The organism is Adlercreutzia faecimuris, from assembly GCF_022669055.1.
Classification (GTDB): Bacteria; Actinomycetota; Coriobacteriia; order Coriobacteriales; family Eggerthellaceae; genus Enterorhabdus; species Enterorhabdus faecimuris.
Genome location: NZ_JAJMLW010000004.1, coordinates 152,694 through 179,317, shown reverse-complemented (window position 1 = coordinate 179,317; position 26,624 = coordinate 152,694). Strand labels below are relative to the sequence as shown.

General features: G+C 71.0%; 19 protein-coding genes. 2 read left to right on the top strand and 17 right to left on the bottom strand.

The features are described 5' to 3' along the window. Nucleotides 1-20: 20 nt before the first annotated feature. The 3 genes from LPT13_RS10975 to purH form a co-directional block, all read right to left on the bottom strand. Nucleotides 21-1,304, bottom strand: coding sequence for a lysylphosphatidylglycerol synthase transmembrane domain-containing protein (locus LPT13_RS10975; protein ID WP_242166426.1), 1,284 nt, complete (start codon nt 1,302-1,304; stop codon nt 21-23). Further along, entirely contained in the window at nt 1,301-2,470 is a 1,170-nt protein-coding gene (locus LPT13_RS10970) for an ATP-grasp domain-containing protein (protein WP_242166423.1), read from the bottom strand. The genes LPT13_RS10975 and LPT13_RS10970 overlap by 4 nt, the downstream gene beginning before the upstream one ends. A gap of 207 nt (nt 2,471-2,677) precedes the next feature. Then, nucleotides 2,678-4,246 carry a bifunctional phosphoribosylaminoimidazolecarboxamide formyltransferase/IMP cyclohydrolase gene (gene purH / locus LPT13_RS10965; protein ID WP_242166421.1) on the bottom strand — a complete coding sequence of 523 codons (1,569 nt, stop codon included), beginning with the start codon at nt 4,244-4,246 and terminating at the stop codon, nt 2,678-2,680. A 228-nt stretch (nt 4,247-4,474) separates the two neighbouring features. Here purH and LPT13_RS10960 point away from each other — a divergent pair, with 228 nt between their 5' ends. Next, nucleotides 4,475-5,680, top strand: coding sequence for an MFS transporter (locus LPT13_RS10960; protein WP_347264327.1), 1,206 nt, complete (start codon nt 4,475-4,477; stop codon nt 5,678-5,680). A gap of 127 nt (nt 5,681-5,807) precedes the next feature. On the opposite strand, the gene LPT13_RS10955 is transcribed toward LPT13_RS10960, so the two are convergent. The 9 genes from LPT13_RS10955 to LPT13_RS10915 all read right to left on the bottom strand — a co-directional run bounded on the left by LPT13_RS10955 (nt 5,808) and on the right by LPT13_RS10915 (nt 14,662). Continuing rightward, nucleotides 5,808-6,797, bottom strand: a complete 990-nt coding sequence (locus LPT13_RS10955) for an XdhC family protein (protein WP_242166418.1) — start codon at nt 6,795-6,797, stop codon at nt 5,808-5,810. A 160-nt stretch (nt 6,798-6,957) separates the two neighbouring features. Then, nucleotides 6,958-7,572: a phosphoribosylglycinamide formyltransferase gene (purN, locus tag LPT13_RS10950; protein WP_242166416.1), complete on the bottom strand. Its 615-nt coding sequence runs from the start codon at nt 7,570-7,572 to the stop codon at nt 6,958-6,960. After that, nucleotides 7,562-8,638, bottom strand: coding sequence for a phosphoribosylformylglycinamidine cyclo-ligase (purM, locus tag LPT13_RS10945; RefSeq protein ID WP_242166415.1), 1,077 nt, complete (start codon nt 8,636-8,638; stop codon nt 7,562-7,564). The genes purN and purM overlap by 11 nt, the downstream gene beginning before the upstream one ends. A gap of 60 nt (nt 8,639-8,698) precedes the next feature. Then, nucleotides 8,699-10,180, bottom strand: a complete 1,482-nt coding sequence (purF, locus tag LPT13_RS10940) for an amidophosphoribosyltransferase (RefSeq protein WP_242166414.1) — start codon at nt 10,178-10,180, stop codon at nt 8,699-8,701. Beyond that, nucleotides 10,177-11,115: a class B sortase gene (locus LPT13_RS10935; protein ID WP_242166413.1), complete on the bottom strand. Its 939-nt coding sequence runs from the start codon at nt 11,113-11,115 to the stop codon at nt 10,177-10,179. The genes purF and LPT13_RS10935 overlap by 4 nt, the downstream gene beginning before the upstream one ends. A 452-nt stretch (nt 11,116-11,567) precedes the next feature. Further along, nucleotides 11,568-12,317 (bottom strand): ABC transporter permease, encoded by a 750-nt coding sequence (locus LPT13_RS10930; RefSeq protein WP_242166412.1) that lies wholly within the window; start codon nt 12,315-12,317, stop codon nt 11,568-11,570. Nucleotide 12,318: 1 nt separating this feature from the next. After that, nucleotides 12,319-13,164: an ABC transporter ATP-binding protein gene (locus LPT13_RS10925; protein ID WP_242166411.1), complete on the bottom strand. Its 846-nt coding sequence runs from the start codon at nt 13,162-13,164 to the stop codon at nt 12,319-12,321. A gap of 12 nt (nt 13,165-13,176) precedes the next feature. After that, the gene (locus LPT13_RS10920) at nt 13,177-13,329 is read right to left on the bottom strand and encodes a hypothetical protein (protein ID WP_242166410.1); all 153 of its coding nucleotides are present in this window, start codon (nt 13,327-13,329) and stop codon (nt 13,177-13,179) included. Nucleotides 13,330-13,639: 310 nt separating this feature from the next. After that, the gene (locus tag LPT13_RS10915; protein WP_242166409.1) at nt 13,640-14,662 is read right to left on the bottom strand and encodes a LytTR family DNA-binding domain-containing protein; all 1,023 of its coding nucleotides are present in this window, start codon (nt 14,660-14,662) and stop codon (nt 13,640-13,642) included. Between the two features lie 135 nt (nt 14,663-14,797). Between LPT13_RS10915 and LPT13_RS10910 the strand changes: the two genes are divergently transcribed. Beyond that, complete coding sequence (locus tag LPT13_RS10910) at nt 14,798-15,550, top strand: hypothetical protein (protein WP_242166408.1); 753 nt, start codon at nt 14,798-14,800, stop codon at nt 15,548-15,550. A gap of 124 nt (nt 15,551-15,674) precedes the next feature. On the opposite strand, the gene LPT13_RS10905 is transcribed toward LPT13_RS10910, so the two are convergent. From LPT13_RS10905 to LPT13_RS10885, 5 genes are all read right to left on the bottom strand, one after another. Further along, on the bottom strand, nt 15,675-17,180 hold the full coding sequence (locus tag LPT13_RS10905) for a molecular chaperone TorD family protein (protein ID WP_277927064.1): 1,506 nt from the start codon (nt 17,178-17,180) through the stop codon (nt 15,675-15,677). After that, the gene (locus LPT13_RS10900; RefSeq protein WP_242166406.1) at nt 17,173-19,605 is read right to left on the bottom strand and encodes a molybdopterin-containing oxidoreductase family protein; all 2,433 of its coding nucleotides are present in this window, start codon (nt 19,603-19,605) and stop codon (nt 17,173-17,175) included. The genes LPT13_RS10905 and LPT13_RS10900 overlap by 8 nt, the downstream gene beginning before the upstream one ends. A gap of 646 nt (nt 19,606-20,251) precedes the next feature. Continuing rightward, nucleotides 20,252-21,619 carry a phosphoglucosamine mutase gene (gene glmM, locus LPT13_RS10895; protein WP_242166404.1) on the bottom strand — a complete coding sequence of 456 codons (1,368 nt, stop codon included), beginning with the start codon at nt 21,617-21,619 and terminating at the stop codon, nt 20,252-20,254. A 1-nt stretch (nt 21,620) separates the two neighbouring features. Then, nucleotides 21,621-22,097 (bottom strand): phosphoribosyl-ATP diphosphatase, encoded by a 477-nt coding sequence (hisE, locus tag LPT13_RS10890; protein WP_242166401.1) that lies wholly within the window; start codon nt 22,095-22,097, stop codon nt 21,621-21,623. Nucleotides 22,098-22,216: 119 nt separating this feature from the next. Then, nucleotides 22,217-26,623 carry a DNA-directed RNA polymerase subunit beta' gene (locus LPT13_RS10885; protein ID WP_242166400.1) on the bottom strand — a complete coding sequence of 1,469 codons (4,407 nt, stop codon included), beginning with the start codon at nt 26,621-26,623 and terminating at the stop codon, nt 22,217-22,219. Nucleotide 26,624: the final 1 nt, after the last annotated feature.

Below are 26,624 nucleotides of genomic sequence, written 5' to 3'. Positions count from 1 at the left end.
GGGCCCTTCGGCTTGACAGGCTATCGCGCGACCTCCCCCTCGGGCGGCGGCGCGGCCGCCGCGTCATCCGCAGGAGGGGCACCCTCCGCATCGGCGCCCACGGCATCGTCCGCACGCGGCCCGGCCGCCGGCGAAGGCTTCGCGGGCTTCCCGTCCGCAGCGCCGCTCGCCTCCGCGCTCTCGAGCGCATCCGCCTGGGCGGCGCGCTCCTGGGCGGGCGAGGGCTTCTTGTAGGCCACGCCCTTGGCCTTGAACGCCTTGGTGCGCTGGATGAGGATGGCGCCGACGAGGAACGGCAGCCAGAAGACGATGCCGCGGTACACCATGATGACCGCGATACCCGTGGCCTGGCTGATGCCGAACAGGGTGAACGCCACCAGCACCGCCGCCTCCACCACGCCGACGCCCTGGGGCGTGAACGAGATCATGGCGAACAGGGTGGCCACCACGTAGCCGCAGACGAGGGGCTCGATGGCCTGCACGCCGAAGGCCACGCCGGTCAGGGCGAAGCAGCCCAGCTCGAAGGTGCTGGCCAGGATGGAGAACCCGAAGGCGGCGGCCGTCTTCTTGGGGTTCTGCACGATGAGCCCCGACGCCTCGGAGAACGACCGCACGGTGCGGTCGGCCCAGCCGTCGATGGGGCCCTTCTTGAACTTGCGCAGGATGCGGTCGACCAAACGCTCGATGGGCGTCAGCACGCGGATGACCAGCTCGGGACGCTTGCCGCCCACGATCATCACCGTCACCAGCACGCTCACCAGCAGCACGGCCAGAAGCCCCACCAGAAGCCAGCCCGGCTGCAGGCCCACGGTCAGGCTGAGCAGGCCGAACCCGATGAGCATGATGACCACGAAGCCCGTGTCGATGGTGACCTGCATGAGCAGCGCCGCGCTGGTGGCACGCCCCGCGGGAATGCCGCGCTTGGCGGCGTCGTCCACCACCAGCGTCATGCCCGCCAGGTTGAGCGAGGGGGCCACGGTGTTCATGAAGAAGGTGCCGAAGACGAGCTTGATGGACTCGCGGAACCTGAAGTCCTCGCTCACGGCGTGGAAGCAGTAGATGTAGGCCCAGCCCTGCGAGAAGTACTTGGCCAGCTGCGACACGACAGCCAGCACCAGGAAGACGGGCGCGCCCTTGCGCACCGTGTCGGCCAGCTCGACCAGCTGGTCGCCGCGCAGGAAGATGACGGCCAGCACGATGACGAGCACGCCGCCAGCGAGGATCTTGCTCAGGCTGCCGCGCGAGCTGGCCTTGACGCTCTGCTCGGCGGGGGTGGGGACCTTCTTGGGCGAGGCGGCGCTCATCGGGCCTCCCCCTCGCCGGCGAAGGCCTCCAGGTCGGCGTGGAGCAGCCAGTCGCGCTCGGCCGCCGTGGCGTCGTCGGTGCGCAGGAAGAGGAACCCGTAGGAGCCCACCGCGTCCGCGTCGAAGGGCACGAGCGCCAGCACGTCGGTGAAGCGCGCGGCCAGGGCGTCGTAGTCGAAGGGACGCGTCAGATCGGCGTCGGGCGCCGGGTTGAGCAGCGACATGGAGAACACGTCGTGGGGGCGGGCGCCGTAGAGCGCGGCCAGGTCGACGGGCTCGTCCTCCAGGAACGCTTGGTAGGTGCGCAGGCCCACGCCGTAGTAGGCCACGTCGGTGCCGCCGAGCCCCGCGAAGCGCAGGGGGTTGAACTCGATGGGGGCGATGGCGTCGCCGTCGACGCGCAGCTCCACGTGGACGGGGATGGACCGGGCGCCCACCAGGTCGTTCACCTGGTCGAGCCACGCGGTGAGGCGCGGCGCCATCTCGGCGACGATGGCCGCGTCGGTGAGGTACATCCGGTCGGAGGTGTCCTCCGGCCCGGCGAAGTCGTGGCGCAGGACGTTGAGCACGTGGGCGCGGCCGTCCTCGTCGAAGTAGGCGTCGAGCGCGTACTCGGTGCCCTCGAGGTAGCCCTCGACGAGGTAGGCATCGGCGCCGACGACGCTGTCGGGGTAGCGCGCATGCCACTCGTCCTCGTGCCGGGCGATGTCGGCCACGGCATCCGCCCAGTCGTCGCGCTCCTCGATGACGTAGACACCCATCGAGCAGAAGCCCACCGCCGGCTTGAGCACCACCGGCAGCGGCAGGTCGTCCACGTTGACGGCCTCGAGCTCGCGGCGGTCGAGGGTGGCGAAGAACAGCCCCGGGTTGAGGGGCGCCAGCTTCTCGCGCAGGGCCGCCTTGTCCTTGAACAGGCGGATGGCGCCGGTGAGCGTAGCGTTGGAGCAGTGCTCGAGGATCCAGGCCAGCGCGTTCTCGGAGTTGGTGTAGACGCGCTCGCCGGCGTCGAGGCGGCGGACGGCCTCGGCGTCGCCCACCAGGTTGAGGGGCGCGTCGGCGTCGGCAGAGAGCGCCCGGGAGAAGTCGTTGGCGAGCACCGGGTGCTGCGACTGCGCGAGCCACTGCACGAGGGGGCCAGAGGCGTAGGGCGCGTCGAGGATGATCATGGGCGCAACTCTTTTCAGGCTAGACACCCGCCCCGCGGGCGGCCGACGCGCATAAGTATACCCCGCGCCTAACTTATTCGCGAAACCACCACTGCCTTTTCCGGCCGCCGTTGCCCGCTTGTTGCTGCGCGCGATCGCCCTCCCCCAACGCGAAGCGCCCCGCCGGCTGGGGCGGGGCGCTTCGGTCGCGGGCTGCGCGCTGCGCGTCTAGTGGCGGAAGTGGCGATGGCCGGTGAACACCATGGCCACGCCCTGCTCGTCGGCCGCGGCGACCACCTCGTCATCGCGGATGGAGCCGCCGGGCTGGATGATGGCGGTCACGCCGGCCTGGGCCAGCACGTCGAAGCCGTCGCGGAACGGGAAGAACGCATCCGACGCCGCCACGGCGCCGCGGGCCTTCTCGCCGGCCTGCTCCACGGCGATGCGCGCGGAGTTCACGCGGTTGGGCTGGCCGCCGCCGGCGCCCACCGACGCGTGGTCCTTGGCGATGAGGATGGCGTTGGACTTCACCGACTTGCACGCCTTCCACGCGAAGACGAGCTCGGCCATCTCCTCGTCGGTGGGCTTGCGAGCCGTCGGGCACGTGAAGGAGGCCACGTCCTCGGCCACCGCGTCGGAGTCCTGGCACAGAAGGCCGCCCTCGACGGAGCGGAACTCCACCTCGCCGCCGGCCGGGTTGACGCCGCCCGTGGACAGCAGGCGCGCGTTCTTCTTCGCCTTGTACATCTCCAGCGCGTCGCCGGAGAACTCCGGCGCGATGATGGCCTCGACGAACTGCTTGTTGTCGAAGATGGCCACCACGGTGTCGGAGGTGACGGGGCGGTTGAACGCCATGACGCCGCCGTAGGCGCTCACCGGGTCGCACTCGTGGGCGCGCTTGTAGGCGGTGGTGACGTCGGCGTCCTCGCACACGCCGCAGGGCGTGAGGTGCTTGACGATGACGCAGGCCGGCCCCTCGTACTCGCGCACGGCGCTCCACGCCGCATCGAGGTCGAGGTAGTTGTTGTAGGACAGCTCCTTGCCCTGGTGCTGGGTGGCGTGGGCGAGCGAGTGCTCGGCGCCCTGGTAGTCGTCGCGCGCGTAGAAGGCGGCGCTCTGGTGCGGGTTCTCGCCATAGCGCAGGTCCTGGCGCTTGGTCAGGCGCACGGAAAGCTCGTCGGGGAACTGCGCCGCGCCGTCGAGCTGGGTGCCCATCCAGGCGGCGATGGCGCCGTCGTAGGCCGCGGTGGTCTGGAACACCTTGAGCGCGAGCTTCGCGCGGGTGTCGCGCGTGGTGGCGCCGCCGTTGGCGCGCATCTCGTCGAGGATGGCGTCGTAGCTGGCCGGCTCGGTCACCACGGCCACCGACTCGAAGTTCTTGGCGGCGGAGCGCAGCATGGAGGGCCCGCCGATGTCGATGTTCTCGATGCAGGTGCCGAAGTCGGCGCCCGACTCGACCGTCTTCTCGAAGGCGTAGAGGTTCACGACCACCATGTCGATCATCTCGATGCCGTGCTCGGCCGCCTGGGCCATGTGGTCGGGGTTGTCGCGCTTGGCGAGCAGGCCGCCGTGCACCTTGGGGTGCAGCGTCTTCACGCGGCCGTCCATCATCTCGGGGAACTGGGTCACGTCGTCGATGGGGGTGACGGGCACGCCCGCCTCGGCGATGGCGCGCGCGGTGCCGCCGGTGGAGATGACCTCCGCGCCGAACTCGTCGACGAGGGCGCGCGCGAAGTCGACGATGCCGGTCTTGTCGGTCACCGACATCAGCACGCGCTTAACTTGAGGATCGCTCATATGGTCTTACATCCTTTCCTTCCGGGAATCCCTACCCGCTAAGCATACCAGCCGCCGCCCCCGCCCGCCGGCAGAAGCAAAGGCGCCCCGGCCGAAGGCCTGGGGCGCGGACAGCCGAGCGCGCTCGCATGGCAAGATAGCGAGGTTTGGCATACTCTCAAGACGAAAAGGCGAGGCCTTCGCAGACCTCGCCTTGTGGCGACCTGGGGTTTTAGCGAGTCGCAGGCGATGCTTGATGCTAAAACGCCGCCTGCGGCGTCTCCGCAGTATGCCAAACCTCGCTATCTTGCCATCGGAGACGTGAAAAGTGTCCGCGAGCGCCGCAGAACGCCCCGCGCAGCCGCCGGCTGCGCGACCGGGGGCTTGGGCGCGCCGGGGGCAGCGGGAGCGCCCGGGGCCGGCGGCGCGGCGGTAGGGGGTCGAAGGATGTGCGGCAAGATGGGCGAGAAGACGGCCATCCTGGTGTCGGTGGCCTGCATCGGCGTAGGCTCGCTCATCGGCGCCATGACCGACTCCGTCGCGCTGCTGTTCCTCAGCCGCGCCATCAAGGGCTGCGGCATCGCCTTCATCGGCGTGGCGGCGCCCACGGCCCTGTCCATGTGGTTCCCCGAGGGCAGCCGCGCGCTGCCGCTGGCCATCTGGTGCACCTGGATGCCGCTGGGCTCCACCGTGTCGATGCTCATCGTGCCGCCCGTGGCCGACGCCTTCGGCTGGCGCGGCGCCTGGTGGATGTGCGTCATCTGCGCCGTCGTGGTGTTCGTGCTGGTACTGGCCCTGTTCCGCGCCCCGGCCCAGTCGGCCGCCGAGACGGCCGAGCAGAGCGTCGAGGCGCAGAAGGGCTTCTTCATGCGCGGCCTGGGCTACCTCAAGAACAAGGAGATCTGGCTACTCTGCATCGCGTTCTTCTGCTTCAACTTCATCTGCAACGGCGTGTTCATGAGCTACTACCCCATGTACCTGCAGAACGGCATGGGCCTCACCAACGCGGCGGCGGGCCAGATCACGTCCATCATGCCCATCCTCACCATCGTCATCATGCCCATCATGGGCATCCTCTACGACCGGCTGGGGCACCGCAAGCCCTTCGTGATGGTGGCGTTCGGCCTGTGCGCGGCCACGCTGGCCATCGCCTTCATGGGCAGCATCGCGCTCGTGTGGGTGTCGGTGATCGTCTTCGGCTGCATGGGCGGCCTGGTGGCGTCGGGCACCCGCCCTATGACGCCCGAGATCATGGATAAGCGCGGCGGCGGGGCGCTGGCCGTGGCCATGGGCATGTCGGTCATGCAGATCTCGCAGAACCTGGCGCCCACCATCGGGTCGCCCCTGTTCGGCGCCATGATGATGGACATGGGCTGGCTCATGGCGTCGCTGGTGCTGTGCGTGCCTCTGGCGCTCGTGGCCCTGGTGGCCATGGCCTTCATCAAGGTGCGCTAGCGCCGCGCTCGCAATCGCTCGACAGCGCCGTCACGAGCGGCGCCGTCGAGCCCACGACGTGCCGCTGGCACCGCGCCGCGTAGCAGGGCCCCGGCCGTCCGGCTGGGGCCCTGGCGTGACAGGCGGCTTAGCGGCCCAGGCTGGCCTCATGGCGGGCGCGGGCCTCCTCGCCGTAGCGGGCGCGGTAGCGGACGTCCACCAGCTCGGCGACGATGGCGATGGCCAGCTCGGCGGGGGTCTTGGCGCCGAACTTCAAGCCGATGGGGCGCTTGATGCGATCCCAGTCCGCCTCGGTGAGCCCCGCGTCGATGACCAGGTCATGCACCGTGGAGTTCTTACCCGCGCAACCCATCATCCCGATGTAGTGCGCGCCGTTCTGGACGGCCCACACGCAGGCCTCGGGGTCGAACATGTGCCCGCGCGTGAGCACGCACACGTAGTCGCCGGGATGCCCGGGCAAGTTGGCCAGCTCGTCGAAGTTGCCGCCGTGGAGCAGGACGCGCTCGGCCGCGGGGAAGCGGTCCTCGTTGAGGTAGGCGGGGTCGTAGTCGACGGCCGTCACGACGAAGCCCACGTGGTCGGCGAGCGCCGCCACCTCGGCCGCGGCATCCGACGCGCCCAGCAGCACGACGCGCACCTGGTCGAACAGGGGCACGCTCACCCAGGTGAGCCCATCGAACTGCTCGTTGTGCATGGACGGCCCGCGGGTGACGTCCTTCATCTGGAACACGTCGCGGGGCGACGGCTCGCGCGCGGCGACGATCTCCTTGGCGTCATTGCAGAAGAACACGAGTGGCTCGCCGTCGGCCGAGCCCTGCTCGCCGTACTTCTTGGTCACCTCGTTGTCGACGTTGCCCACGGCTGCCGCGGGGTCGAACACCACCTTGAACCCGAGCCACGCCAGGTCGCCCTCGTCCAGCGCCCGCAGCGCCCGCTGGAAGGTGGGGATGTCGGCCGCCGTCAGGCTGGCCGCGATGGCGTCGAGCGCCTCGGGGCCCACGTGCGGGTTGCCCGCCGCGGCCTCGGCCGAGAAGGCGGGGAAGTCCCCCGTCGCCAGCGCCGGCGTGCGCCCGGCCTCCAGGTCGTCGATGATGCGCTCCAGGGTGGCCCGCTCCATGGCCCGCCTCCTTCCGGCGCCGCGGCGCCTCTGGGGAATTCTCCATCATCAATTATAGTCTATCGAGAATAAACAAGGCGGCAACAAAAGGAGAGGGGCCGCCTCGGCGAAGGCGGCCCCTCGGTGAGCGCGGGATGGGCGCGCCGCCCCACACCTCGCGCTATTCCGCGATGCGCACCTTGCGATCGGCGCCGAGCTCGAGGCGCCCCTCGGCGATAACGCGCAGGACGGCCGGGTACAGGCGGTGCTCCACCTCGTGGATGGCGGCCTCCAGGTCGTCGAGCGACCAGCCCTCCTGGACCCGCACCGGCTCCTGGGCCACGATGGGCCCCTTGTCGTAGTCCTCGTTGGCCAGGTGCACGGTGACGCCCGTCACCTTCACGCCGGCATCGAAGGCGTCCGCGATGGCGTGGGCCCCCTTGAACGAGGGCAGCAGCGCCGGGTGCAGGTTGAGCACGCGGTCGGGGAAGGCGTCGAGCATCACCGGCGTGAGCTTGCGCATGTAGCCGGCCATGACGACGTACTCGGCGCCGGCGTCGCGCAGGGTGCGCGCGATGAGCGCGTCGGCGGCCTGCGCGTCGGCGTACACCTCGCGGTTGAGCACCGTCACGGGGATGCCCGCCGCCCGCGCGCGCTCGATGCCGTAGGCATCGGGCCGCGACGACACGACGTGCGCCACCTCCACCGGCAGCCCGTCGGCCACCGCGTCGATGATGGCCTGCAGGTTGGTGCCGCTGCCCGACAGCAGCACGCCGATCCTCAAGCTAGGCGCCATAGAGGCTCCCCTCGTTCTCGTAGCGCACCACGCCGGTGCCGGCGGTCACGCGGCCCACGCGCCGGGGCGCCTCGCCGGCGGCGGCCAGCGCGGCGCACACCTCGTCGACGCGCTCCGGGTCGACGATGAGCACCAGGCCCAGGCCCATGTTGAAGGTCTTGAGCGCCTCGTCCTCGGCGAGGTGCGCGGCGTCGCAGACGTAGCGCACCACGGGCGGCACGGGCCAGGTGCCCAGCTCCACCACCGCGTCGCAGCCGGCGGGCAGCGCGCGGTTGAGGTTCTCGGTGATGCCGCCGCCGGTGATGTGGGCGAGCGCCCGCACGGCGCCCGGGCAGCCCTCCATCACGGCGCGCACCGGCTTCACGTAGATGCGAGTCGGCGTGAGCAGCGCGTCAGCCACCGACTGGCCGCCGAGCGCCTCGACGGGCGCCTGGGCCTCCTCGGCCGTGAGCCCCTCGACACACACCTTGCGCGCCAGCGAGTAGCCGTTGGAGTGCAGCCCGCTCGAGGCCAGGCCCACCAGCACGTCGCCCTCGCGCACCGCCTGGGGGTCGAGCATCTTCGGACGGTCGACCAGGCCCACGCAGAAGCCGGACAGGTCGTAGTCGTCCGGGTCCATCACGCCGGGGTGCTCGGCCATCTCGCCGCCGATGAGCGCGCAGCCGGCCTGGCGGCAGCCCTCGCCGATGCCGCCGACGATCTTCGCCATGGCCTCGGCGTCCAGCTTGCCCACGGCCACGTAGTCCAGGAAGAACAGCGGCTCGGCGCCCGTGGCCAGGATGTCGTTGGCGCACATGGCCACCAGGTCGATGCCCACGGTGTCGTGCTTGCCCACCAGCTGGGCCAGCTTGAGCTTGGTGCCCACGCCGTCGGTGCCGCTCACCAGCAGCGGGTCGTCCATCTCCTTGGCCGCGGCCAGCGAGAACAGCCCGCCGAAGCCGCCGATGTCGCCCACGACCTCGGGGCGGTAGGTGCTGTGCACCACGCCCTTGATGGCGTCCACCGCGCGGGCGCCCTCCTCGATGTCCACGCCGGCCTGGGCGTAGGTTACCTGCTCGTCAGCCATCGTATCTTCCCTTCCCTGTCAGTTCTTCCCCGGGCCGCGCGCGGCGGCCTCGCCTCGTCGTTACCCGCGGCGCGCCTCGGCGGCGCCCGCCTCCTGCTCCCTGCGCGTGAGGAAGCTCCTCTTGGCCACCGCGGCCGGGATGGCCACGGGGTAGTCGCCGGTGAAGCACGCCTCGCAGAAGCCCGGGTGGCGCACGTCGGCCACGGCCTCGCGCAGGCCCTCCAGGCTGATGAACGCCAGCGAGTCCGAGCCGATCCACGCGTTCATCTCGTCAAGCGTCATGTTCGCCGCGATGAGCTGGTCGCGCGTGTCGGTGTCGATGCCGTAGAAGCACGGCCACGTCACCTCGGGGCTCACGATGCGCAGGTGCACCTCGGCCGCGCCCGCGTCGCGCAGCATTGACACGAGCTTGCGCGACGTGTTGCCGCGCACGATGGAGTCGTCGATCACCACCAGCCGCCGGCCGGCGATCACCTCGGGCAGCGGGTTGAGCTTGAGCCGGATGCCCAGCTGGCGCATCTCCTGGGTGGGCTGGATGAAGGTGCGACCCACATAGCGGTTCTTCACGATGCCGTCGGTGAAGGCGATGCCGCTCTCGGTCGCGTAGCCGAGCGCCGCCGGCACACCCGAGTCGGGCACGCCGAGCACCAGGTCGGCCTCGACAGGCGCCTCGCGGGCGAGGATGCGGCCCATCGACCGGCGCGCCTGGTAGACGCTCTGGCCGTCGATGATGGAATCGGGCCGCGCGAAGTAGACGTACTCGAAGATGCAGGCCGCCGGCTCGCGCGCGGGCACCGCCTGCTCGGAGGTGATGCCGTCGGCGTTGATGCGCACCACCTCGCCGGGGGCCACGTCGCGCGCGTAGCGGGCGCCGACGATGTCGAGCCCGCACGTCTCCGACGACACCACCCAGCCGCGGCCGTCGGGCAGCTCGCCCAGGCACAGCGGGCGGATGCCGTGGGGGTCGCGGAAGGCGTAGAGCGAGTCGGGGCTGGCCAGCACCATGGCGTAGGCGCCCTCGAGCGTCTCCATGGCGTAGCGGATGCCCTCGCGCAGGTGGTGGGTCTGGCGCGTCGCGTAGCCGATGGCCTTGGCGGCCACCTCGCTGTCGGTGGCCGACCGGAACGGCACGCCCTCCCCCACCAGCTGGGCGCGGATGGCGTTGGTGTTGACCAGCGTCCCGTTGTGGGCCAGCGCGATGAGCACGTCGTCGATGGCCGAGATGTGCGGCTGCGCGGCCTCCCAGGACGCCGATCCGCCGCTCGTGGAGTAGCGCACGTGGCCGACGGCCACCTCGCCGGGCAGCGCCGCCAGGGCGGCCTCGTCGAAGACCTGCGTGACCAGGCCCAGGTCCTTGGCCACCACGACGGTCTCGCCGTCGCCCACGGCGATGCCGGCGCTTTCCTGCCCGCGGTGCTGCAGCGCCTGCAGGCCGAAGCAGGTCATGCGGGCCACGTCCTCGCCGGGGGCGAAGACGCCGAAGACGCCGCATTCCTCCTCCAGGCACTCGGGCGCGCCCATGCCCTCCCAGACGTCGCTCACGACACGCGCTCCGCCGAGGCGTCGTTGGCGGCGGCCACGTCGTCGCCGCTCACCTCGGGGGCGAACCCGGGCGCCGCCTGGGCCACCGACAGCGGCAGGAACTCGTCGACGTAGCAGAAGGTGATGTAGCGGTTCTTGTTGTTGGCCCCGTCGCAGGTGCTGAAGGCGAAGACCTTGGTGATGTCGGCCGCGGCCGGCGCCGGCGGGAGGGGCGTCACGATGGACTGCGCGATGCGGTCCTGGACGTAGGCCGTCAGCTCCTCGGGGGTCTCGAAGTTGGGGATGACGATGTCGGTGCTCGAGCCGGGCACGTGGTCGAGCGCGAACGACTTGAGCAGGTAGTTGCCCTCGGGCGTCAGCAGGTACACGGTGCGGTGCTCGTTGAACACCTCGTTGTCCTTCATCTGGTTGAAGAAGGCGAACATCGAGCCGTTGCGCATGTTGTGCCCGTAGATGATGTTGACCTCGTCGGTGAAGTCGCCGTTGTTCTCGCCCGACAGCATCACGCAGCCGTATTCCGCGCCGAACTCGCCGGTGGTGGAGTTGGCGAAGTTGTGCTTGAGGTAGTACTGGTCGTCGCCGGGCTTGTGGGCCACGGGGTAGTTGATGGGCGTGCCGGGGATGTAGACCCAGGCCACGACCTCGGGGTTGATGGCGCGCAGGGCGTCCCAGTCCACCTGGAAGTCGGCCAGGGTGGCCGCCCGCGGGTCGGCCGGCTCCTCGAAGGCCACCTCGACGATGTCGTCGTAGGCCCGCTGCCCGTTCCAGTAGGTGTAGATGAGGTAGCCGAGCACGCTGAGCGACCCGACGAGCACCACCAGCGCCAGCCAGAACACCACGCGCCAGGGGCCGCGGCGCCTCTGCCGGGCGCGAGCCTTGGTGGCCTCGCGGGACACATCGTCGAGCGCTGCGTCGTTGCGGTGACCTCTTGCCACGGCACCGTCCTTTCCCTCCGCGGGCCCCCTCTCGCCGGGCCCGCCTCGCGGCCGCGCTCCCCCGCGCCGCCGCCTGCCTTGCTAACACCCCACCATAATAGGGAACGCCCCCGATGACGGGGGCGTGAAGTGCGTGGTTTACGCAATTTTCACCATCGGGCGGCAGGGCGCGCCAGGCGCCGCGGGCCCGCGTCGGCGATGCTACTTCTTCATCTCGTCGATGAAGCCCTTGGCGATGAACGCCACGATGACGAGCACGATGATGGCGACGATGATCCAGATCGCCGACATGGGAACGGTGAAGCCGAACAGATCCATGGGGATACCCCTTGTCTCGGAAGGCGCCGGGGCGCCGGGAATCGCGGATAACAGTCCGATCATGATACCGCGAACCACTCGCCCGCACAAGGAACGCCCCGCCGGCGCCCCAGGCGAGCGGCGCGCCGGCCGCGCTAGTTGTCCTGCGCGAGCCTGCGGTAGAGGAGCTTGAACGCCACGGCGCCCACGGCTATCCAGGCGGCCGTCACGGCCAGCGGCAGGGCGGCCGCCTCCGGCGTCAGGCTGCCCTCCAGCAGAAGGCGCAGCAGCTCGCACACCCCGCCGAGCGGCGTGTAGGCCGCCACGGCCTCGGCCTCCGGGGCGATGGGCGCGAACATCGGCACCAGGCACAGCAGCAGGATGGGCGTGCCGTACAGGCCGGCCGTCATCTGGTCGCGCGAGGCGAGCCCCAGCACCAGCCCCAGCAGGATGACCGGCACAGCCCCCAGGGCCGTCAGCGCGATGAAGGCGGGGAACATCCCCCAGCCGACGCCCGTCAGCGCGAAACACAGCGCGCCCACCACCAGCGTCGTCGCCAGGCACACGATGCCCTTCGCCAGCGCCACCTGGCCGGCGCTCACGTTGGCCAACATGAGGGTGCGCAGGGTATGCTTCTCCTTCTCCTCGGCGATGCCGTAGATCAGCGTCATGGACACCACCATCCCCACGCTCAGGCACAGCGCGCTGGCCAGGAAGAGGCCGTCGATGAGCACGCGCACCGCCGGGTCGCCGTCGGCGACGGCGAGCGGCTCGCGGTAGACGAAGTGGTACAGCAGGATCATGGCCGCCGGCAGGATGACGGCCACCACCATCGTCGGGTTCTTGAGCAGGTCACGCGCGTCCTTGTCCAGGAGCGCGCCCAGCTTGCGCAGCGAGGCCGCCATGTTAGAACTCCCTTCCGGTCACCTCGAGGAACACTTCCTCCAGGTTGGGCTCGTCAGAATGGATGGACACCAGCTCGCCGGCGCGCATCAGATCGTCGATGAGGTCGGCGCCGGCCGCGTCCTTGGCCACCTCAAAGGTGCCGCGCGTGCGCGTGCGGATGACGACGCGGTTGCGAGCATAGCGCAACTTCAGCTCCTCGGGGTCATCGCAGGCCACGATGGCGCCGTCGTTCAGGATGGCCACCCGGTCGCACACCGCCTCGGCCTCGGCCATGTCGTGGGTGGTGAGGAACACCGTGGTGCCGCGGTCGCGCAGCTCGCCGAGCATCTTGTGCACCTCGGCGCGGGCCGCCGGGTCCAGGCCGCTCGTGGGCTCGTCGAGGAACAGCAGCTCGGGCTGGTGCACGAGCGACGCCGCCAGGGCCGCCCGCTGGCGCATGCCCTTCGAGCAGTTCTTGATGAGCGTCTTGGCCGAGTCGGTCAGCCCCATGCGCTCGAGCAGGTAGGGCACGCGGCCGTGGCTCACGCCGCGCAGGCGGGCGTAGAACCGCAGGTTGTCGGCGATGGACATGCGGTCGTACAGCGCGCTCGTGTCCGACAGGATGCCGATGCGCTCGTAGTCGGCCGCGCTGGCACGCTCGATGGGGCGCCCGAGCAGGCTGATGCGCCCGGCGTCCTTCGCGAGCTGGCGGGTGAGCAGCTTGATGGTGGTGGTCTTGCCCGCGCCCGACGGTCCGAGGAACCCGAAGGTCTGCCCGCGCGGGATGGAGAAGGTGAGGTTGTCCAGGACGCGCTTGTCCTTGAACGACAGGCTCACCGCGTCCATGGAGAGGATGGCTCCGGTCATGGCGCGCCTCCCCTACTCGGCGGGCGCGGGAGCGGGCTCGAGCTCGTCGAGCCGCGCGCGGAGCTGCCGCAGCATGAGGTCGTGGTGCACATGGGACGCGAGCAGGATGAGGAAGGCGACCGTGAGGAGCAGGATGAGGATGCTCAGGGCGTGGGTGGTTACCATGGTGATGCTTCTCTCTCGTGCGGGGCGCCTTGGGGGCGGCGCCGGCTGACTTGACGACGCCCATGATCCCCGGCAAACCCGTGACCTGCAACGACATCGGCACGAGAGGAGCGCCGCCCGCACGAGAGGAGCAGGGCGGCGCACGAGTGGAGCATGGCGGCGACCGGACGCGACGAGCGCCCGGAGGGCGGGAGGGGCGGGAGGAGTTCGTGCTCAAACAGTCCTCGCTTGGTGGAACAGACCACTGGGCTGTTCCAGTCGCTGTGAAACTGCGCGCGAACCCCTCCCGCCCCTCCCGTCCTCCGGGGCCCTACTTCCAGCGGAAGCGGTCGCGCATCTCCTCGGCGCGGCCCTTCGACAGCGGCAGCGAGGAATGGCGCGCGTCGGACAGCACCAGGTTGTAGGTGTTGCGGGTGTAGCGCTCCACCTTCGCCACCTTCTGGACGTTGACGATGTAGGAGCGGTGGCAGCGGAAGAACCCGAAGCGCTCGAGCTCGCCCTCCAGCTCGTCCATGGTGAGGGCCGTGGGGTACAGCTCGCCGCGGACGCTCGCGTAGTTGACGCGGTTGGCGCTCTCGATGAAGTCGATCTCACGCGGGTCGAGCAGCAGCGTCACGTCGCCGGCCTTGGCGGCGATCTTGCAGACGCGCACCTCGTCGCCCTCGAAGGCGGGCTCCGCGTCGTCGTCGGCGTCGTCCACCTCGGCGGCCAGGAAGCGGCCCTCTTCCTCCCAGAAGGCGCGGCCGGGCATGAGCAGGGCCTCGCGCAGCGGCTGGCCGCAGGTGACGAAGAGGGTGCCCGCCTCGCTGCGGGCGCCGATCCAGCCGAGGACCACCTGGCGCGCGTCGGGGCCCAGCTCCAAGAGCGGGCGCTCGCAGAAGCACACCTCGGGGTCGAACAGGCTCATCCGCGCGAAGCTGAGCAGCACCCGCTCCTCGGCCGTGAGCTTGGACACGAGGGCGCCCGCGCGCCCGCGCAGGCCGAAGTGGTCGATCGCCTCGGCCGCCGCGGCGCCGTCGCCGGCCAGGCGCGCGAAGAAGCGCAGGTACGAGCGGACGGTGTCGCGGTCGAAGCCGCCGTCGTCCTCCAGGTAGAAGGCGGCGCGGCGCGCGCCGGCGACCTCCTGCACGGCCTCGCGCGCGGCGCGCATGGCGGCGCGCGAGCATTCCAGGTGCACGCTGCGCCCGGCGCCCAGCTCGCCGCGCACCAGGTCGGCCGCCGAGGCGTACTCCGTCGGCAGGGCCGTGGAGCCGGCCTGCCCGCGCGCCGGCGCGCTGCCACCTCCCGCCGCGGCGCCTTCCGCAGCCGCCGCCTGATCTTGCCGTGCCTCCATGAAACGCGCCCCTTCCGGCCGGCGTCCCGTATCCCGCGCCCGATCCGCACGGGGCCGTCCCCGCGGCGGCCGGCGCGCTTCCGACCGCGCCCTATTATAATGTGGGGACTTGGGCCCACGGATGAGAGGACGGGGATGAGGGAGGTCGAGCCGCTGCGCGCCCTGGGCGCCCTGATCCTGCGCGACATCGGCTGCGCCCTGCGCACACCGGCCTTCGTGGTGGTGGCCGGGCTCGGCGTCGCGCTGTGCTGGCTCATAGCGCAGTGGGCCGACGGCTCCCTCCTGGCCGATGAGCGACTGCGGCGCTTCCTGCTCGCCTCCGCCACCGTCGTGCCCGCGCTGATGGGCGGCGGCTCGGTCGTCCTGTTCCTGCTGGTGGAGGAACGCGAGCACGGGGCCTGCCCGACGCTCTTCCGCGCCGGCATCTCCCTCGGGGCCATGGTGGCGTCCAAGGTGGCGGCCGCGCTCGCCTTTACGGCGCTGACCGTCCTGGCGTGTCTCATCGCCATCGGCGCGCCCCTCGGCTGCTGGGCGCCCGCGACCCTGGCCGTCACGGCGACGAGCCTGCCGTTCCTGCTGGTGGTCACCGCGCTCGGCGTCACCCTGCGCGCCTACGCCCAGACGGGCATCTGGAGCCTCGTGCTGGTCGTCCTCGCGCTGCCGTCGCAGGTGGCCGAGCTCGACCGCGCCGTGGCGCCGCTGGCCGCCGCCCTGCCGCTCGAGGCCGCGACCGCCGTGATGATCTGGCTCGTCACCGACGAGGCGCCCGCCGAGGGCTGGCCGGCGGTCGGGGCCGTCTTCGCGGCCTGGCTCGCGGCCGGCGCCGCCCTCCTCGCCGCCGCCCTGCGCCGCCGCGCCCGCGAAGACGCCGATGAGGCTGAGGAATAGCCGCAAAGCCGCCATTTCTGTGCATGGTGAAAAACAGCCTATGACCAGGTGAAACGTGTTGTTTTACCTGGTCATAAGCCTGCACAAAAACCGCGGTTTTGCGACAGGAAGCGCCGCGTCGGGACTACCCGTTCGCCGGGGCGGCGGCCAGATGGGCCGTTTCGGCGAGGAGCCGGGCGACGGCGCGGTAGAAGGGCGACGCGCTCGCGCGCTGCCAGTCGGCAGCGAAGCGCGGGGCCCAGGCGAGGTGATCGCGGGCGAAGGCGGCGCGCTGGGCGCCGGCCTGCCGGGCCGCCGGCGCATCGCCGGCCGCGCGGGCGGCAGCCTCGCGGCGCGCGAGGTGCGCGACGAAGGCGAGCTCGAAGGCGAGGTGGTCCTCCGGCAGGCGCAGCGCCGGGTCGGCGGCGAAGCCGGCGGCCGCGTAGGCGGCGACCACCTCGTCGCGCACGGGGCGCATGAGCAGCCGGTCGGCATCGGCGTAGGTCGACTCGTAGGGGAACACCGGGTGCGGCGACATCCCCAGGAGCACGGTGGCGAAGTCGACGGCCAGGGCCTCGGCCTCCTGGCCGAGGTCGGCGCCCGCGAGCGAGCGCGCATAGGGGACGAGGGTCGCCGGCGCTGCGTCGGGGTCGTCGCGCAACGCCGCCAGGAGCCCTGCCGGCGCCTCGCGCATCACGAGCGCCGCCAGCAGCGAGCACGCATCCGCGAGCTGCGCGGGGTCGACGGGCGCAGGCGCGGCGGCGCCGGGCTGCGCGGACGGGGCGTTGGCAGCCGGCACGCCGCCGCGCTCGGCAGCCGCGCCCTCCGCGGCACTCGTGCAGGCAGCCGAAGGCGAGCACGCGCGAGCGCCGGGCTGCGCGGGGGCGCCCTCAGCAGCTTCGGCGCCCTCCCCCTCGGATGCGGGCGCGGCCGTGCGGGCGACGCCGTCCCCCACCGCGGCTTCCGGGGCGCCCGCGGGAACGGACTCGAAGCCCAGCGCGCCGGTGGGGCACGTCGCCACACAGTGGGGCGTCGCGCCGTCGGGCACGCCGGCAGACCAGCAGCCGTCGCACTTGTCCATCACGCCGCCTGCGAAGCGCGGCACGTCGAAGGCGCAGGCCCGAGCGCAGGCGCGGCAGCCGACGCAGCGCGCCGCGTCCAGCGTCACCCGCCCGTCGGCCCGCTGCGCGAGCGCGCCAGCCGCGCAGGCCGCCACGCAGGGCGCGTCCGCGCAGTGACGGCAGCCCTCGGATACGAACGTGCGCCTCACCTGCGGGAACGTCCCGCTCGTCACCTCGCGCACGCGCCGGCGCGACGGACGGTCGGCGGGGATCCCGCTCCACTGCCGGCACGTCACCTCGCACGCCCAGCACTTCACGCAGCGCGCGCCGTCGAACGTGATGCGGAACCGCCTCGCACTCGTGGCGCCCGCGCTCGCGGCATCTGCACCCGCGGCACCCGCATTCGGCGCGCCCGACGTGTCCGCACCCGCGGCATCCGCGCCCACAGCGCCCGCGCCCGCGTCGGCGCCCGCAACGCCCGCGACCCCGCGCGCCGCGCCGGCCGCCGCCTCAGCGGCCGCGCCCGCGGCCCGCGCCACCGCACCGGCCATCATCCCGCCTTCCACGCGCACCTTCCCTTCCCTACTCATCGTCGTCCCCTTCCTCCCAGCGGGCTATGCGCACGAGGGTCTGCTTGGCCATGGCCGAGTGGAAGCGGTCGAAGCGGCGCTCGTCGGTGTCGTAGAGCACTGACGAGTCGCTCTGCCACGCGAAGCGGGCGCGCTCGGCCGCGTCGTCCGGCGTGGTCGCGCGCCACCAGCCGCGGCGCGTCATGAGCACGTCGGGCGCCACGCCCTCGAAGTACTCGGCCACCAGCCGCACGCATCCGTGGGGCGACTCGACGCGCACCCAGTCGCCGTCGGCGATGCCGTAGCGCGCCGCCGTGGCCGGGTTGATCTTCACCCACGGCGTCGGCTGCAGCGCGTGGAGCGCCGGCGTGTCGGTGTAGTAGCTGTGGTTGCACAGGCGGTAGGCGTGCACGTCGGACAGCACGAGCGGGTAGTCCCGCGCCAAATCGGGCGTCTCGGCCAGGCCCTCGGGCGGGCCGACGTAGACCGGCAGGCATCCGAGCGGCTCCTCGTCGCGGTTGTCGACGCGCCCGCCGATCCACGCGTTGGCGCACTGCACCTTGCCCTCGGGCAGGCTCGCGAACAGCCGCGCGTAGTCGCAGCGCGCGGGCTCGGGCGGGCGGGCGTCGGCGGGACGCTCGACGAACACGCCGGCCGGCGCCGCGCGCAGCTCCTCCAGCGTGAGGCCCGACCCTGCCAGCTGCTCGCGCAGGCACGCGTCCATGTCGCCCTCCCAGAAGTCGGCGCCCAGCCCCAGCGCGCCGGCCAGCCCCAGGTACAGGTCCCAATCCGACCGTGACTCCCCCATCGGCGCGGCCAGCGCCTGGGTCACGGCGACGAAGGTGCCCTCGGGCCCGTTCTTCGTGCCGATCTGCTGCGAGCACTCGTAGTGGGTGCAGGCCGGCAGCACGAAGTCGGCGAAGTCGCACGACGGGTTCCACCGCGTGTCGTGCACCACGTACAGGTCGAGCTTGCGCAGCGCCTCGGCCACGCGCGCGGGCTGGCGCGTGGCGCCGAAGGGGTTGGACGCCTGGCCGAGCACGGCGCGCAGGTGCCCCGGCTCGTCGTTCGCCACGCCCATGAGCGCGCGGAAGTAGGCGGAGTTCGGCCCCGACTCCCAGGTGGCGGGCGACTGGTACCAGCGCGGCGTCTCGGGCGCCACCAGCGCCGACACGCCGGCGCACCAGCCGTTCGCGCGGTCCTCGTCCGAGAAGGGCAGCCGCTCGGTCAGCGCGTCGATGGGCGCCACGCGCACGAGCGGCTTGCCCGGCGGCACCGGCGCGCCGCCCCCGCCCGGCACGTCGAGGTTGCCGGTGATGGCCTCGATGAGGCAGATGGACGCGCAGGCCCAGTGGCCGTCGACCGCCTGGTCGCCAATGCCGTTGCCGTAGAGGATGCCCATCGGCGCCATCGTGCCCATCATCCGCGCCACGCGGCGGATGTCGTCGGCGGCGATGCCCGTGATGGGGGCCGCCCACTCGGGCGGGAAGGTGCGCACGTGGTCGGCCAGCTTATCGAAGCCCAGGCACCACTCCTCCACGAAGGCGCGGTCGTAGAGCCCCTCGCCGATGATGACGTGGAGGAACGCGAGCGCGAGCGCGCCGTCGGTGCCGGGACGCACGGGCAGCCAGATATCGGCCTTCGACGCGAGCGGATCCATGAGCGGGCGGATGTCCACCACCGTCGTGCCGCCGGCCAGCGCGTCGAGGCGGTCGCGCACCGCGCCCTGGTTGACGGCCGAGTTCTCGGGGTTGGCGCCCCACACCACCAGGAGCCGCGTCTTGTCGAGCTGCGCCGGCGGGCACACGGCGCCGCCGATGGTCACCGTCTTGCTGGCGCGCCGCTGCAGAGCGCAGATGCCGCTGTGCAGGTAGTTGGGGCTGCCGATCACGTTGAGGAAGCGCCGCCCGACGGTGCGCAGCACCGGATAGGCCTGGGGCGAGAGCACGCCGTAGCAGGCAGGCCCGTACTGGTCGCACAGGGAGCCCAGGCGGGCGGCGATGGCGGCGAGCGCCTCGTCCCAGGTGCAGCGGACGAAGCGGCCCTCGCCCTTCGCGCCGACACGGCGCATCGGGTAGAGGATGCGGTGCGGGTCGTAGAGGATCTGCGGCGCCGCGTTGCCCTTGGCGCAGAGCGAGCACGTGCCGTGGCGCCCGTTGTTGAGCGCGTTCGGGTTGCCCTCGACGCGGGTCCAGCGGCCGTTCTCGAGCGTGCAGAGCGTCGAGCAGTTGGTCTTGGCCGGCCCGCACATCTGGCACCACGCGTGGCGCACCTCGCGCACAGGCGCCGTCGGGTCGACGGCCGCGGCGCTCGCGCCACCGCCTCGCCCCGCGCCAAGCGGCGCGATCGGGCCGCCTGCGCCGAGCGGCACGAGTAGCCCGCCCGCATCCATCCCGCACGCCGCGCCCGCGCGCCCCAGCGCCGCCAGCTTCGCCAGATCACCCATGCCCTGCTCCCCTCTCTCCGTCTCTCTCCTCCGATTATAGCCATCCATCAGGGAATACCCCTCATTCCCAACCACGGGGGAACGGGAAGGGGGCCGGCAGGAGAGCGCCAACCACGGGGAACGGGAAGGAGGCCTGCGGGAGAGCGGGAAGCGGCGAACAGGCGGACGCGGAGATGGAGGAGGGCCGCTGCCTCGAAAACTCTCTGGGGAGCGTTGGCGCGTGGAGGGGACTGGGCCTTCCAGCAGGCGTCCCCCGGCGGCCCGCGGAGGAGGCTGGGCCTTCCGGCAGGCGCCCCCCGGCGGGGCTGGATGCGAAATCGCGGGTTTTTGTCCAGGAAGATGGACGAAATTCGGCGATCTCGCATCCACGTGGACAAAAAACGGCGATCTCGCGGGCCCGTGCGCAGGGCTTTTCAAGGCCCAAGCTTCTGACCTGGGGAAATGCAAAGCGGCAACGCGCCACTCCTCCCCTGAGCCGCCAAAAACCTGCGAGATCGCCGTTTTTTGTCCACGCGAGGAGAACGGAGGCATCGCAGCGCCCCGCGCGGCGCGCTCTCGCGAAAAACAACGAGGGGGCGCCACTTGGCGCCCCCTCGGGCTCGGCACGCGGGGCACCCCCTCGCACGCCACGCACGCCCCGGCTTCGCTAGCCTTCGCGCTCCACTACCTCGGCCAGCTTCTGGGCCTCGGCCTCGGCCTGCTCGGCATCGAGGGCCTCCACCATCACGCGGATGACCGGCTCGGTGCCGCTCGGGCGCAGGAGCACGCGGCCGTTGTCGCCCAGGGCCTCCTCGGCGGCGGCCACGGCGGCCTTGATGGCCGGGTTCTCGGCGGCGGTGTGCTTGTCGCGCACGCGCACGTTGATGAGCACCTGCGGGAAGCGCGTCATGACGGCCGCGGCCTCGGCCACCGGCTTGCCGGTGCGCTTCACGGCGGCCAGGAACTGGCAGGCGGTCATGAGGCCGTCGCCCGTCGAGTTGTGCTCGAGCAGGATCATGTGGCCCGACTGCTCGCCGCCGATGGCGTAGCCCTTGTCGCGCATCTCCTCGAGCACGTAGCGGTCGCCCACCTTGGTCTGCACCACGTCGATGCCGGCGTCGCGCATGGCGTGGACGAAGCCCAGGTTGCACATGACCGTGGACACCGCGGTGTTGCCCGGCAGCACGCCGCGCTCCTTCATGTCGAGCGCGCACACGGCCTCGATCACGTCGCCGTCGATCTCGATGCCGCCCGGCGCCATCATCATCACGCGGTCGGCGTCGCCGTCGTGCGCGATGCCCACGTCGGCCCCGCTCTCCTCCATGAGGGCGGCGAGCGGCGCCAGGTGGGTCGACCCGCACTCCACGTTGATGTCGGTGCCGTCGAAGTCCTCGTTGATGGCGATGACCTCGGCGCCCAGGCGGCGCAGGGCCTCGGCGCTCGTGAGCGCGCTCGCCCCGTGGCCCGCGTCAAGCGCGATGGTCATGCCGGAGAAGTCGATCCCCTGGTCGCGGATGCTGTTCACCGCGTGGTTGATGTAGATCTCGCAGGCCTCGTCGAGCGGGATGGCCACGCCGAGCGCGGCGCCCGACGGCATGACGACGTTCTCGCCCGTCACCTTCGAGCGCTCCACCAGGCCCTCCAGGCCGCCGCCGCGGACGAAGCCCTCGATGTGGTCCTCCACCTCGTCGGGCAGCTTGAAGCCGGCGGCGTCGAACAGCTTGATGCCGTTGTACTCCGGCGGGTTGTGCGAGGCCGAGATGACCACGCCGCCGCTGGCGCCCAGGGCGCGCGTGAGCAGGGCCACGCCCGGCGTGGGGATGACGCCGGCCAGAAGCGCCGTGCCGCCGGCGCTGGTAATGCCGGCTACCAGGGCCGACTCCAGCATGTCGCCGGACAGGCGGGTGTCCTTGCCCACCACGACGGACTCTCCCAGGAAGACCGCCGCGGCCTGGCCCAGGCGGTAGGCGAGCTCGCAGGTCAGCTCCGTGTTGGCGACGCCGCGGACGCCGTCGGTTCCGAACAGTCTGGGCATGTCACTTCCCCCTTCTCACGTAATCATCGTACAGGCGGACGGCGCCGGCGGGGCGCTCGTCCTCGGTCATGCGGTTGTTCAGCTCGGCCGCGAACTCGTCCAGGCCGATGCCGAAGCGCTCCAGCACCACCAGCAGGTGGTAGGCCACGTCGGCGGCCTCGTAGCGCAGGTGGTCGACCGACTGGCTGGCCGCCTCGGCCAGCCGCGCGGCGGCCGAGGTGTCGGGGGCCACGTCGGCGGACTCCCCGGCGAAGTAGAGCGCGGTGTCGGCGTCCTTGGCCGCGAGCGCCACCTCGCCCGCCTCCTCCATGACCTTCTTCAGCACCGCGTCCACGTCCGCGGTCAGCAGGCGGTGGGTATAGCTCTCCTCCCCCGCCTCGCGCCGGGCGGCGATGGTGGCCGCCAGGGCCTCCAAGGTGGCGCCCACCTGCGACGCAGGCGCGGCCTCCCCCTCGGGAACGTACGTCTTGCAGGACATCTCCCCTGCCTTTCTCGGCGGATCCGGCGGATCCGGCACGTCGAACGGGCCGGGCGCCCCCGGCGCCCCAACGAAGAGGGGCGAGCCGCGGCCCGCCCCTCTCATAGTCCCTCGGCCGACTACTCGTCGTCCTCGTCGTCTGCCGCGGCCTCGGTCTCCTCGCTGGTGATGCCGAAGCCGAAGGAGCCCACGGAGCCCAGCAGGGCGTCCAGCTCCTCGAGGTTGCGCTGGTAGGAGCGCGGCGGCAGGGCCTCGCCCAGCATCTCCTCGTCGTCGGTGTTGAACGTCGGGGGCTCGTCGCCGCCGATGAGGATGGTGTCGTCGGGCGAGAACACCATGTCGAGCAGCTGGCTCATGTCGTCGCTCGTGGCGGCCAGGTCGTCCTCGATGACGTGCATCAGGTCGCGGGCCTCCAGGCCCTCCTTCAGCTCCTCGATGGCCTTCACGCCGATGCCCTCGATGCGCAGCAGGTCCTCCTCGGTGTGGCCCACCAGGTCGGCCACCGTCTCGATGCCGGCCTCGGAGAACTTGTTGGCCCAGCGCTGCGACACGCCCAGGTCGTCGTAGATGTACAGGCGCGCGTCCTCGTCGGACAGGTTGTGCCCGCGGTGGCCGAACGACAGCGAGCCGTAGAAGCTGCCGAAGTTGCCGCCGGCGTTGAAGTAGCCGTCGCCGTCCAGCGACCAGTCCTGGGGCTGCGGCAGCAGCTCCTCGATCTCGCGCAGGGCGTCGGGGGCGAAGTCGGGCAGGGCGTCGCCCGCCACGCCGTCGATCGGGCGGCCCTTGTAGGTGAGCTTCACGTCGCGGTAGCGCTTGAGGCCCGTGCCCGCGGGGATGGGCTTGCCGATGATGACGTTCTCCTTCAGGCCGGCCAGGTGGTCGGTCTTGCCCTCGATGGCGGCATCGGTGAGCACCTTGGTCGTCTCCTGGAAGGAGGCGGCGGACAGCCACGAGTCGGTCGCCAGCGAGGCCTTGGTGATGCCCAGCAGCAGCGGCTGGCCTACCGGGGGCTCCTTGCCCTCGGCGATGAGCTCGTTGGCCACCTTCTCGAACTCGAAGCGGTTCACCTGGCGGCCCGGCAGGAAGTCGGACTCGCCGGCGTCGAGCACGGCCACCTTGCGCAGCATCTGGCGCGCGATGACCTCGATGTGCTTGTCGTTGATGTCCACGCCCTGGGACACGTACACGCCCTGCACCTGGCTCACGATGTAGCGCAGGGTGGTGTTCGGGTCGGTCAGGCGCAGCAGGTCGTGCGGGTTCACGGAGCCCTTGGTCAGCTGCTGGCCCACGCGCACCTCGCAGCCGTCGCTCACGCCCGGGAGCAGCTGGGCGCGCGCCGACACGACGTACTCGCGGAAGTTGCCCTCCTGGTCGTGGATGGTGATGGTCTTGGAGGTCTTGTCGCCCGAGACCTGCATGGTGCCGGAGATCTCCGCCAGCACCGCCTGGCCCTTGGGCTTGCGGGCCTCGAAGAGCTCCTGGACGCGGGGCAGGCCGTGGGTGATGTCCTCGCCGGCGACGCCGCCGGTGTGGAACGTACGCATCGTCAGCTGGGTGCCGGGCTCGCCGATCGACTGGGCCGCGATGATGCCGACGGCCGTGCCGATGTTGACGGGACGGGCCGTGGCCAGGTCCCAGCCGTAGCACTTCTGGCAGACGCCGTGCTCGGCATGGCAGGTCATGATGGTGCGGATGACCACCTCCTCCACGCCGGCCTGGCTCATGGCACGCAGCTGGTCCATGGAGGTGATGTACTCGTCGGCGGCCTGCACCAGCTCGCCGTCGGTGCCGCGCACGTCCTCGAGCAGGCAGCGGCCGATCAGGTTCTCGTCCAGGTCGCCCTTCTCGTTGACGATGGGGTACGGGACGCCCTCGGTGGTGCCGCAGTCGATCTCGCGGATGATGACGTCCTGGGCCACGTCCACCAGGCGGCGGGTCAGGTAGCCCGAGTCGGCGGTACGCAGCGCCGTGTCGGCCAGGCCCTTGCGGGCGCCGTGGGTCGAGATGAAGTACTCGAGCACCGACAGGCCCTCGCGGAAGTTCGCCTTGATCGGGCGGTCGATGATCTCGCCCTTCGGGTCGGACATCAGGCCGCGCATGCCGGCCAGCTGGCGGATCTGCTTGATGTTACCGCGGGCGCCCGAGAACGCCATCATGTAGATGGGGTTGAACTTGTCGAAGTTGGCGGCCATGGCCTCGCCGACTTCCTCGTTCGCCTCGTTCCAGATGTCGACGACCTGCTTGTGGCGCTCGTCGTCGGACATGAGGCCGAACTCGTAGTCCTCGTCGATGGCAGCGACCTTCGCGTCGGCCGCGGCCAGGATCTCGGCCTTGTTCGGCGGCACCGTGGCGTCGTAGACCGACACCGTGACGCCGGCGCGCGTGGCGTAGTGGAAGCCCGCGTCCTTCAGGCCGTCCAGGATGGGCGGCACCTCGGACAGCGCGTAGCGGTTGCACACGTCCTCGACCAGGCGGCTGATCTCCTTCTTGTTCATCTCGTAGTTGAGGAAGGGGTAGTCGTCGGGTAGCACGTCGTTGAAGATGATGCGGCCCACCGTGGTCTCGATGCGCTCGCCGGCCTTGTGATCCTCGAACTCGCCGAAGGCGGTGGCGATGCGCGCGTCGCGGCGCAGGCGCACCCAGATCTTGGCCTGGAGGTCCAGGTCGGCGCGGGCATCGTAGGCGTTCATGGCGTCGTCGATGTCGATGAACACGCGGCCCTCGCCCGGGAACCCGTCGCGGGCGGCCGTCAGGTAGTACAGGCCGATGATCATGTCCTGGGTGGGCACAGTCAGCGGGCGGCCGTGGGCCGGCGACTTGATGTTGTTGGACGACAGCATGAGCACGCGGGCCTCGGCCTGGGCCTCGGCGCCCAGCGGCACGTGCACGGCCATCTGGTCGCCGTCGAAGTCGGCGTTGAAGGCGGTGCAGACCAGCGGGTGCAGCTTGATGGCCTTGCCCTCGACCAGCACCGGCTCGAAGGCCTGGATGCCCAGGCGGTGCAGGGTGGGGGCGCGGTTCAGCAGCACGGGATGCTCGACGATGACCTCCTCGAGCACGTCCCACACGTAGCTGGCGCCACGGTCGACGGCGCGCTTGGCGGCCTTGATGTTGGCGGCGTACTCGAGCTCCACCAGGCGCTTCATGACGAAGGGGCGGAACAGCTCGAGCGCCATCTGCTGCGGCAGGCCGCACTGGTGCAGCTTGAGCGACGGGCCGACGACGATGACCGAGCGGCCGGAGTAGTCGACGCGCTTGCCGAGCAGGTTCTGGCGGAAGCGACCCTGCTTGCCCTTCAGCATGTCGCTGATGGACTTGAGCGGGCGGTTGCCCGGGCCCGTGACGGGACGGCCGCGGCGGCCGTTGTCGAACAGGGAGTCGACGGCCTCCTGCAGCATGCGCTTCTCGTTGTTGACGATGATCTCAGGCGCGCCCAGGTCGAGCAGGCGCTTGAGGCGGTTGTTGCGGTTGATGACGCGGCGGTACAGGTCGTTCAGGTCCGACGTCGCGAAGCGGCCGCCGTCGAGCTGCACCATCGGGCGCAGGTCGGGCGGGATGACCGGGATGACGTCCAGGATCATGTCGGAGGGCTTGTTGTCGGACTTGAGGAACGCGTCGACCACCTTCAGGCGCTTGATGGCCTTGGCGCGCTTCTGCCCCTTGCCCGTGGCGATGATCTCGCGCAGCTCCTCGCCCACGGCCTCCAGGTCCATGGCGTCCAGCAGGTCGCGCACCGACTCGGCGCCCATGCCGCCCGTGAAGTAGTCGCGGTAGTTGGCGCGCATCTCGCGGTAGAGGGCCTCGTCGGGCACCAGCTGCTTCGGCTCGATCTTCATGAAGGCGTCGAAGGCGTCCTGGCGCAGGGCCTTGCGCTCGTTGAACTCCTCGTAGATGTCAGCGATCTCCTCGTCGACCTCCTCGGGGGTCAGACGCTCGTCCTCCTCCACGTCGTCCACGAAGTCGTCGTCCTCGGGGACATAGTCGGTGGACAGGCGGCGGGTCGCCTCGATGAGGCGGTCGCGCTCGGCGTCCAGCTCATCGAGGTCGGCAGCCAGCTCGTCGCGCAGGTCGTCGGCGTCCTCCTCGCGGGCCTCCTTGTCCACGCTCGTGATGATGGAGCTGGCGAAGTACAGAACCTTCTCAAGCTCCTTCGGCGGAATGTCGAGCAGGTAGCCCAGGCGGGAGGGGCTGCCCTTGAAGTACCAGATGTGGCTCACGGGCGCGGCCAGCTCGATGTGGCCCATGCGCTCGCGGCGCACCTTGGAGCGGGTCACCTCGACGCCGCAGCGCTCGCAGACGATGCCCTTGAAGCGCACACGCTTGTACTTGCCGCAGGCGCACTCCCAGTCCTTGGTGGGACCGAAGATCTTCTCGCAGTACAGGCCGTCCTTCTCGGGCTTCAGCGTGCGGTAGTTGATGGTCTCGGGCTTCTTGACCTCGCCGCGCGACCAGCTGCGCACGTCTTCGGCGCTCGCCAGGGAGATGCGCAGGGCGTCAAAGTTGTTCACGTCGTATTCCGTGGGCATC

What these genes read in the sequence shown, in the direction of transcription:
- LPT13_RS10975 (WP_242166426.1), bottom strand. Translation starts at nt 1,304, where the DNA reads ATGAGCGCCGCCTCGCCCAAGAAGGTCCCCACCCCCGCCGAGCAGAGC.
- LPT13_RS10970 (WP_242166423.1), bottom strand. Translation starts at nt 2,470, where the DNA reads ATGATCATCCTCGACGCGCCCTACGCCTCTGGCCCCCTCGTGCAGTGG.
- purH (WP_242166421.1), bottom strand. Translation starts at nt 4,246, where the DNA reads ATGAGCGATCCTCAAGTTAAGCGCGTGCTGATGTCGGTGACCGACAAG.
- LPT13_RS10960 (WP_347264327.1), top strand. Translation starts at nt 4,475, where the DNA reads ATGCTTGATGCTAAAACGCCGCCTGCGGCGTCTCCGCAGTATGCCAAA.
- LPT13_RS10955 (WP_242166418.1), bottom strand. Translation starts at nt 6,797, where the DNA reads ATGGAGCGGGCCACCCTGGAGCGCATCATCGACGACCTGGAGGCCGGG.
- purN (WP_242166416.1), bottom strand. Translation starts at nt 7,572, where the DNA reads ATGGCGCCTAGCTTGAGGATCGGCGTGCTGCTGTCGGGCAGCGGCACC.
- purM (WP_242166415.1), bottom strand. Translation starts at nt 8,638, where the DNA reads ATGGCTGACGAGCAGGTAACCTACGCCCAGGCCGGCGTGGACATCGAG.
- LPT13_RS10930 (WP_242166412.1), bottom strand. Translation starts at nt 12,317, where the DNA reads ATGGCGGCCTCGCTGCGCAAGCTGGGCGCGCTCCTGGACAAGGACGCG.
- LPT13_RS10925 (WP_242166411.1), bottom strand. Translation starts at nt 13,164, where the DNA reads ATGACCGGAGCCATCCTCTCCATGGACGCGGTGAGCCTGTCGTTCAAG.
- LPT13_RS10920 (WP_242166410.1), bottom strand. Translation starts at nt 13,329, where the DNA reads ATGGTAACCACCCACGCCCTGAGCATCCTCATCCTGCTCCTCACGGTC.
- LPT13_RS10915 (WP_242166409.1), bottom strand. Translation starts at nt 14,662, where the DNA reads ATGGAGGCACGGCAAGATCAGGCGGCGGCTGCGGAAGGCGCCGCGGCG.
- LPT13_RS10910 (WP_242166408.1), top strand. Translation starts at nt 14,798, where the DNA reads ATGAGGGAGGTCGAGCCGCTGCGCGCCCTGGGCGCCCTGATCCTGCGC.
- LPT13_RS10905 (WP_277927064.1), bottom strand. Translation starts at nt 17,180, where the DNA reads ATGAGTAGGGAAGGGAAGGTGCGCGTGGAAGGCGGGATGATGGCCGGT.
- LPT13_RS10900 (WP_242166406.1), bottom strand. Translation starts at nt 19,605, where the DNA reads ATGGGTGATCTGGCGAAGCTGGCGGCGCTGGGGCGCGCGGGCGCGGCG.
- glmM (WP_242166404.1), bottom strand. Translation starts at nt 21,619, where the DNA reads ATGCCCAGACTGTTCGGAACCGACGGCGTCCGCGGCGTCGCCAACACG.
- hisE (WP_242166401.1), bottom strand. Translation starts at nt 22,097, where the DNA reads ATGTCCTGCAAGACGTACGTTCCCGAGGGGGAGGCCGCGCCTGCGTCG.
- LPT13_RS10885 (WP_242166400.1), bottom strand. Translation starts at nt 26,623, where the DNA reads ATGCCCACGGAATACGACGTGAACAACTTTGACGCCCTGCGCATCTCC.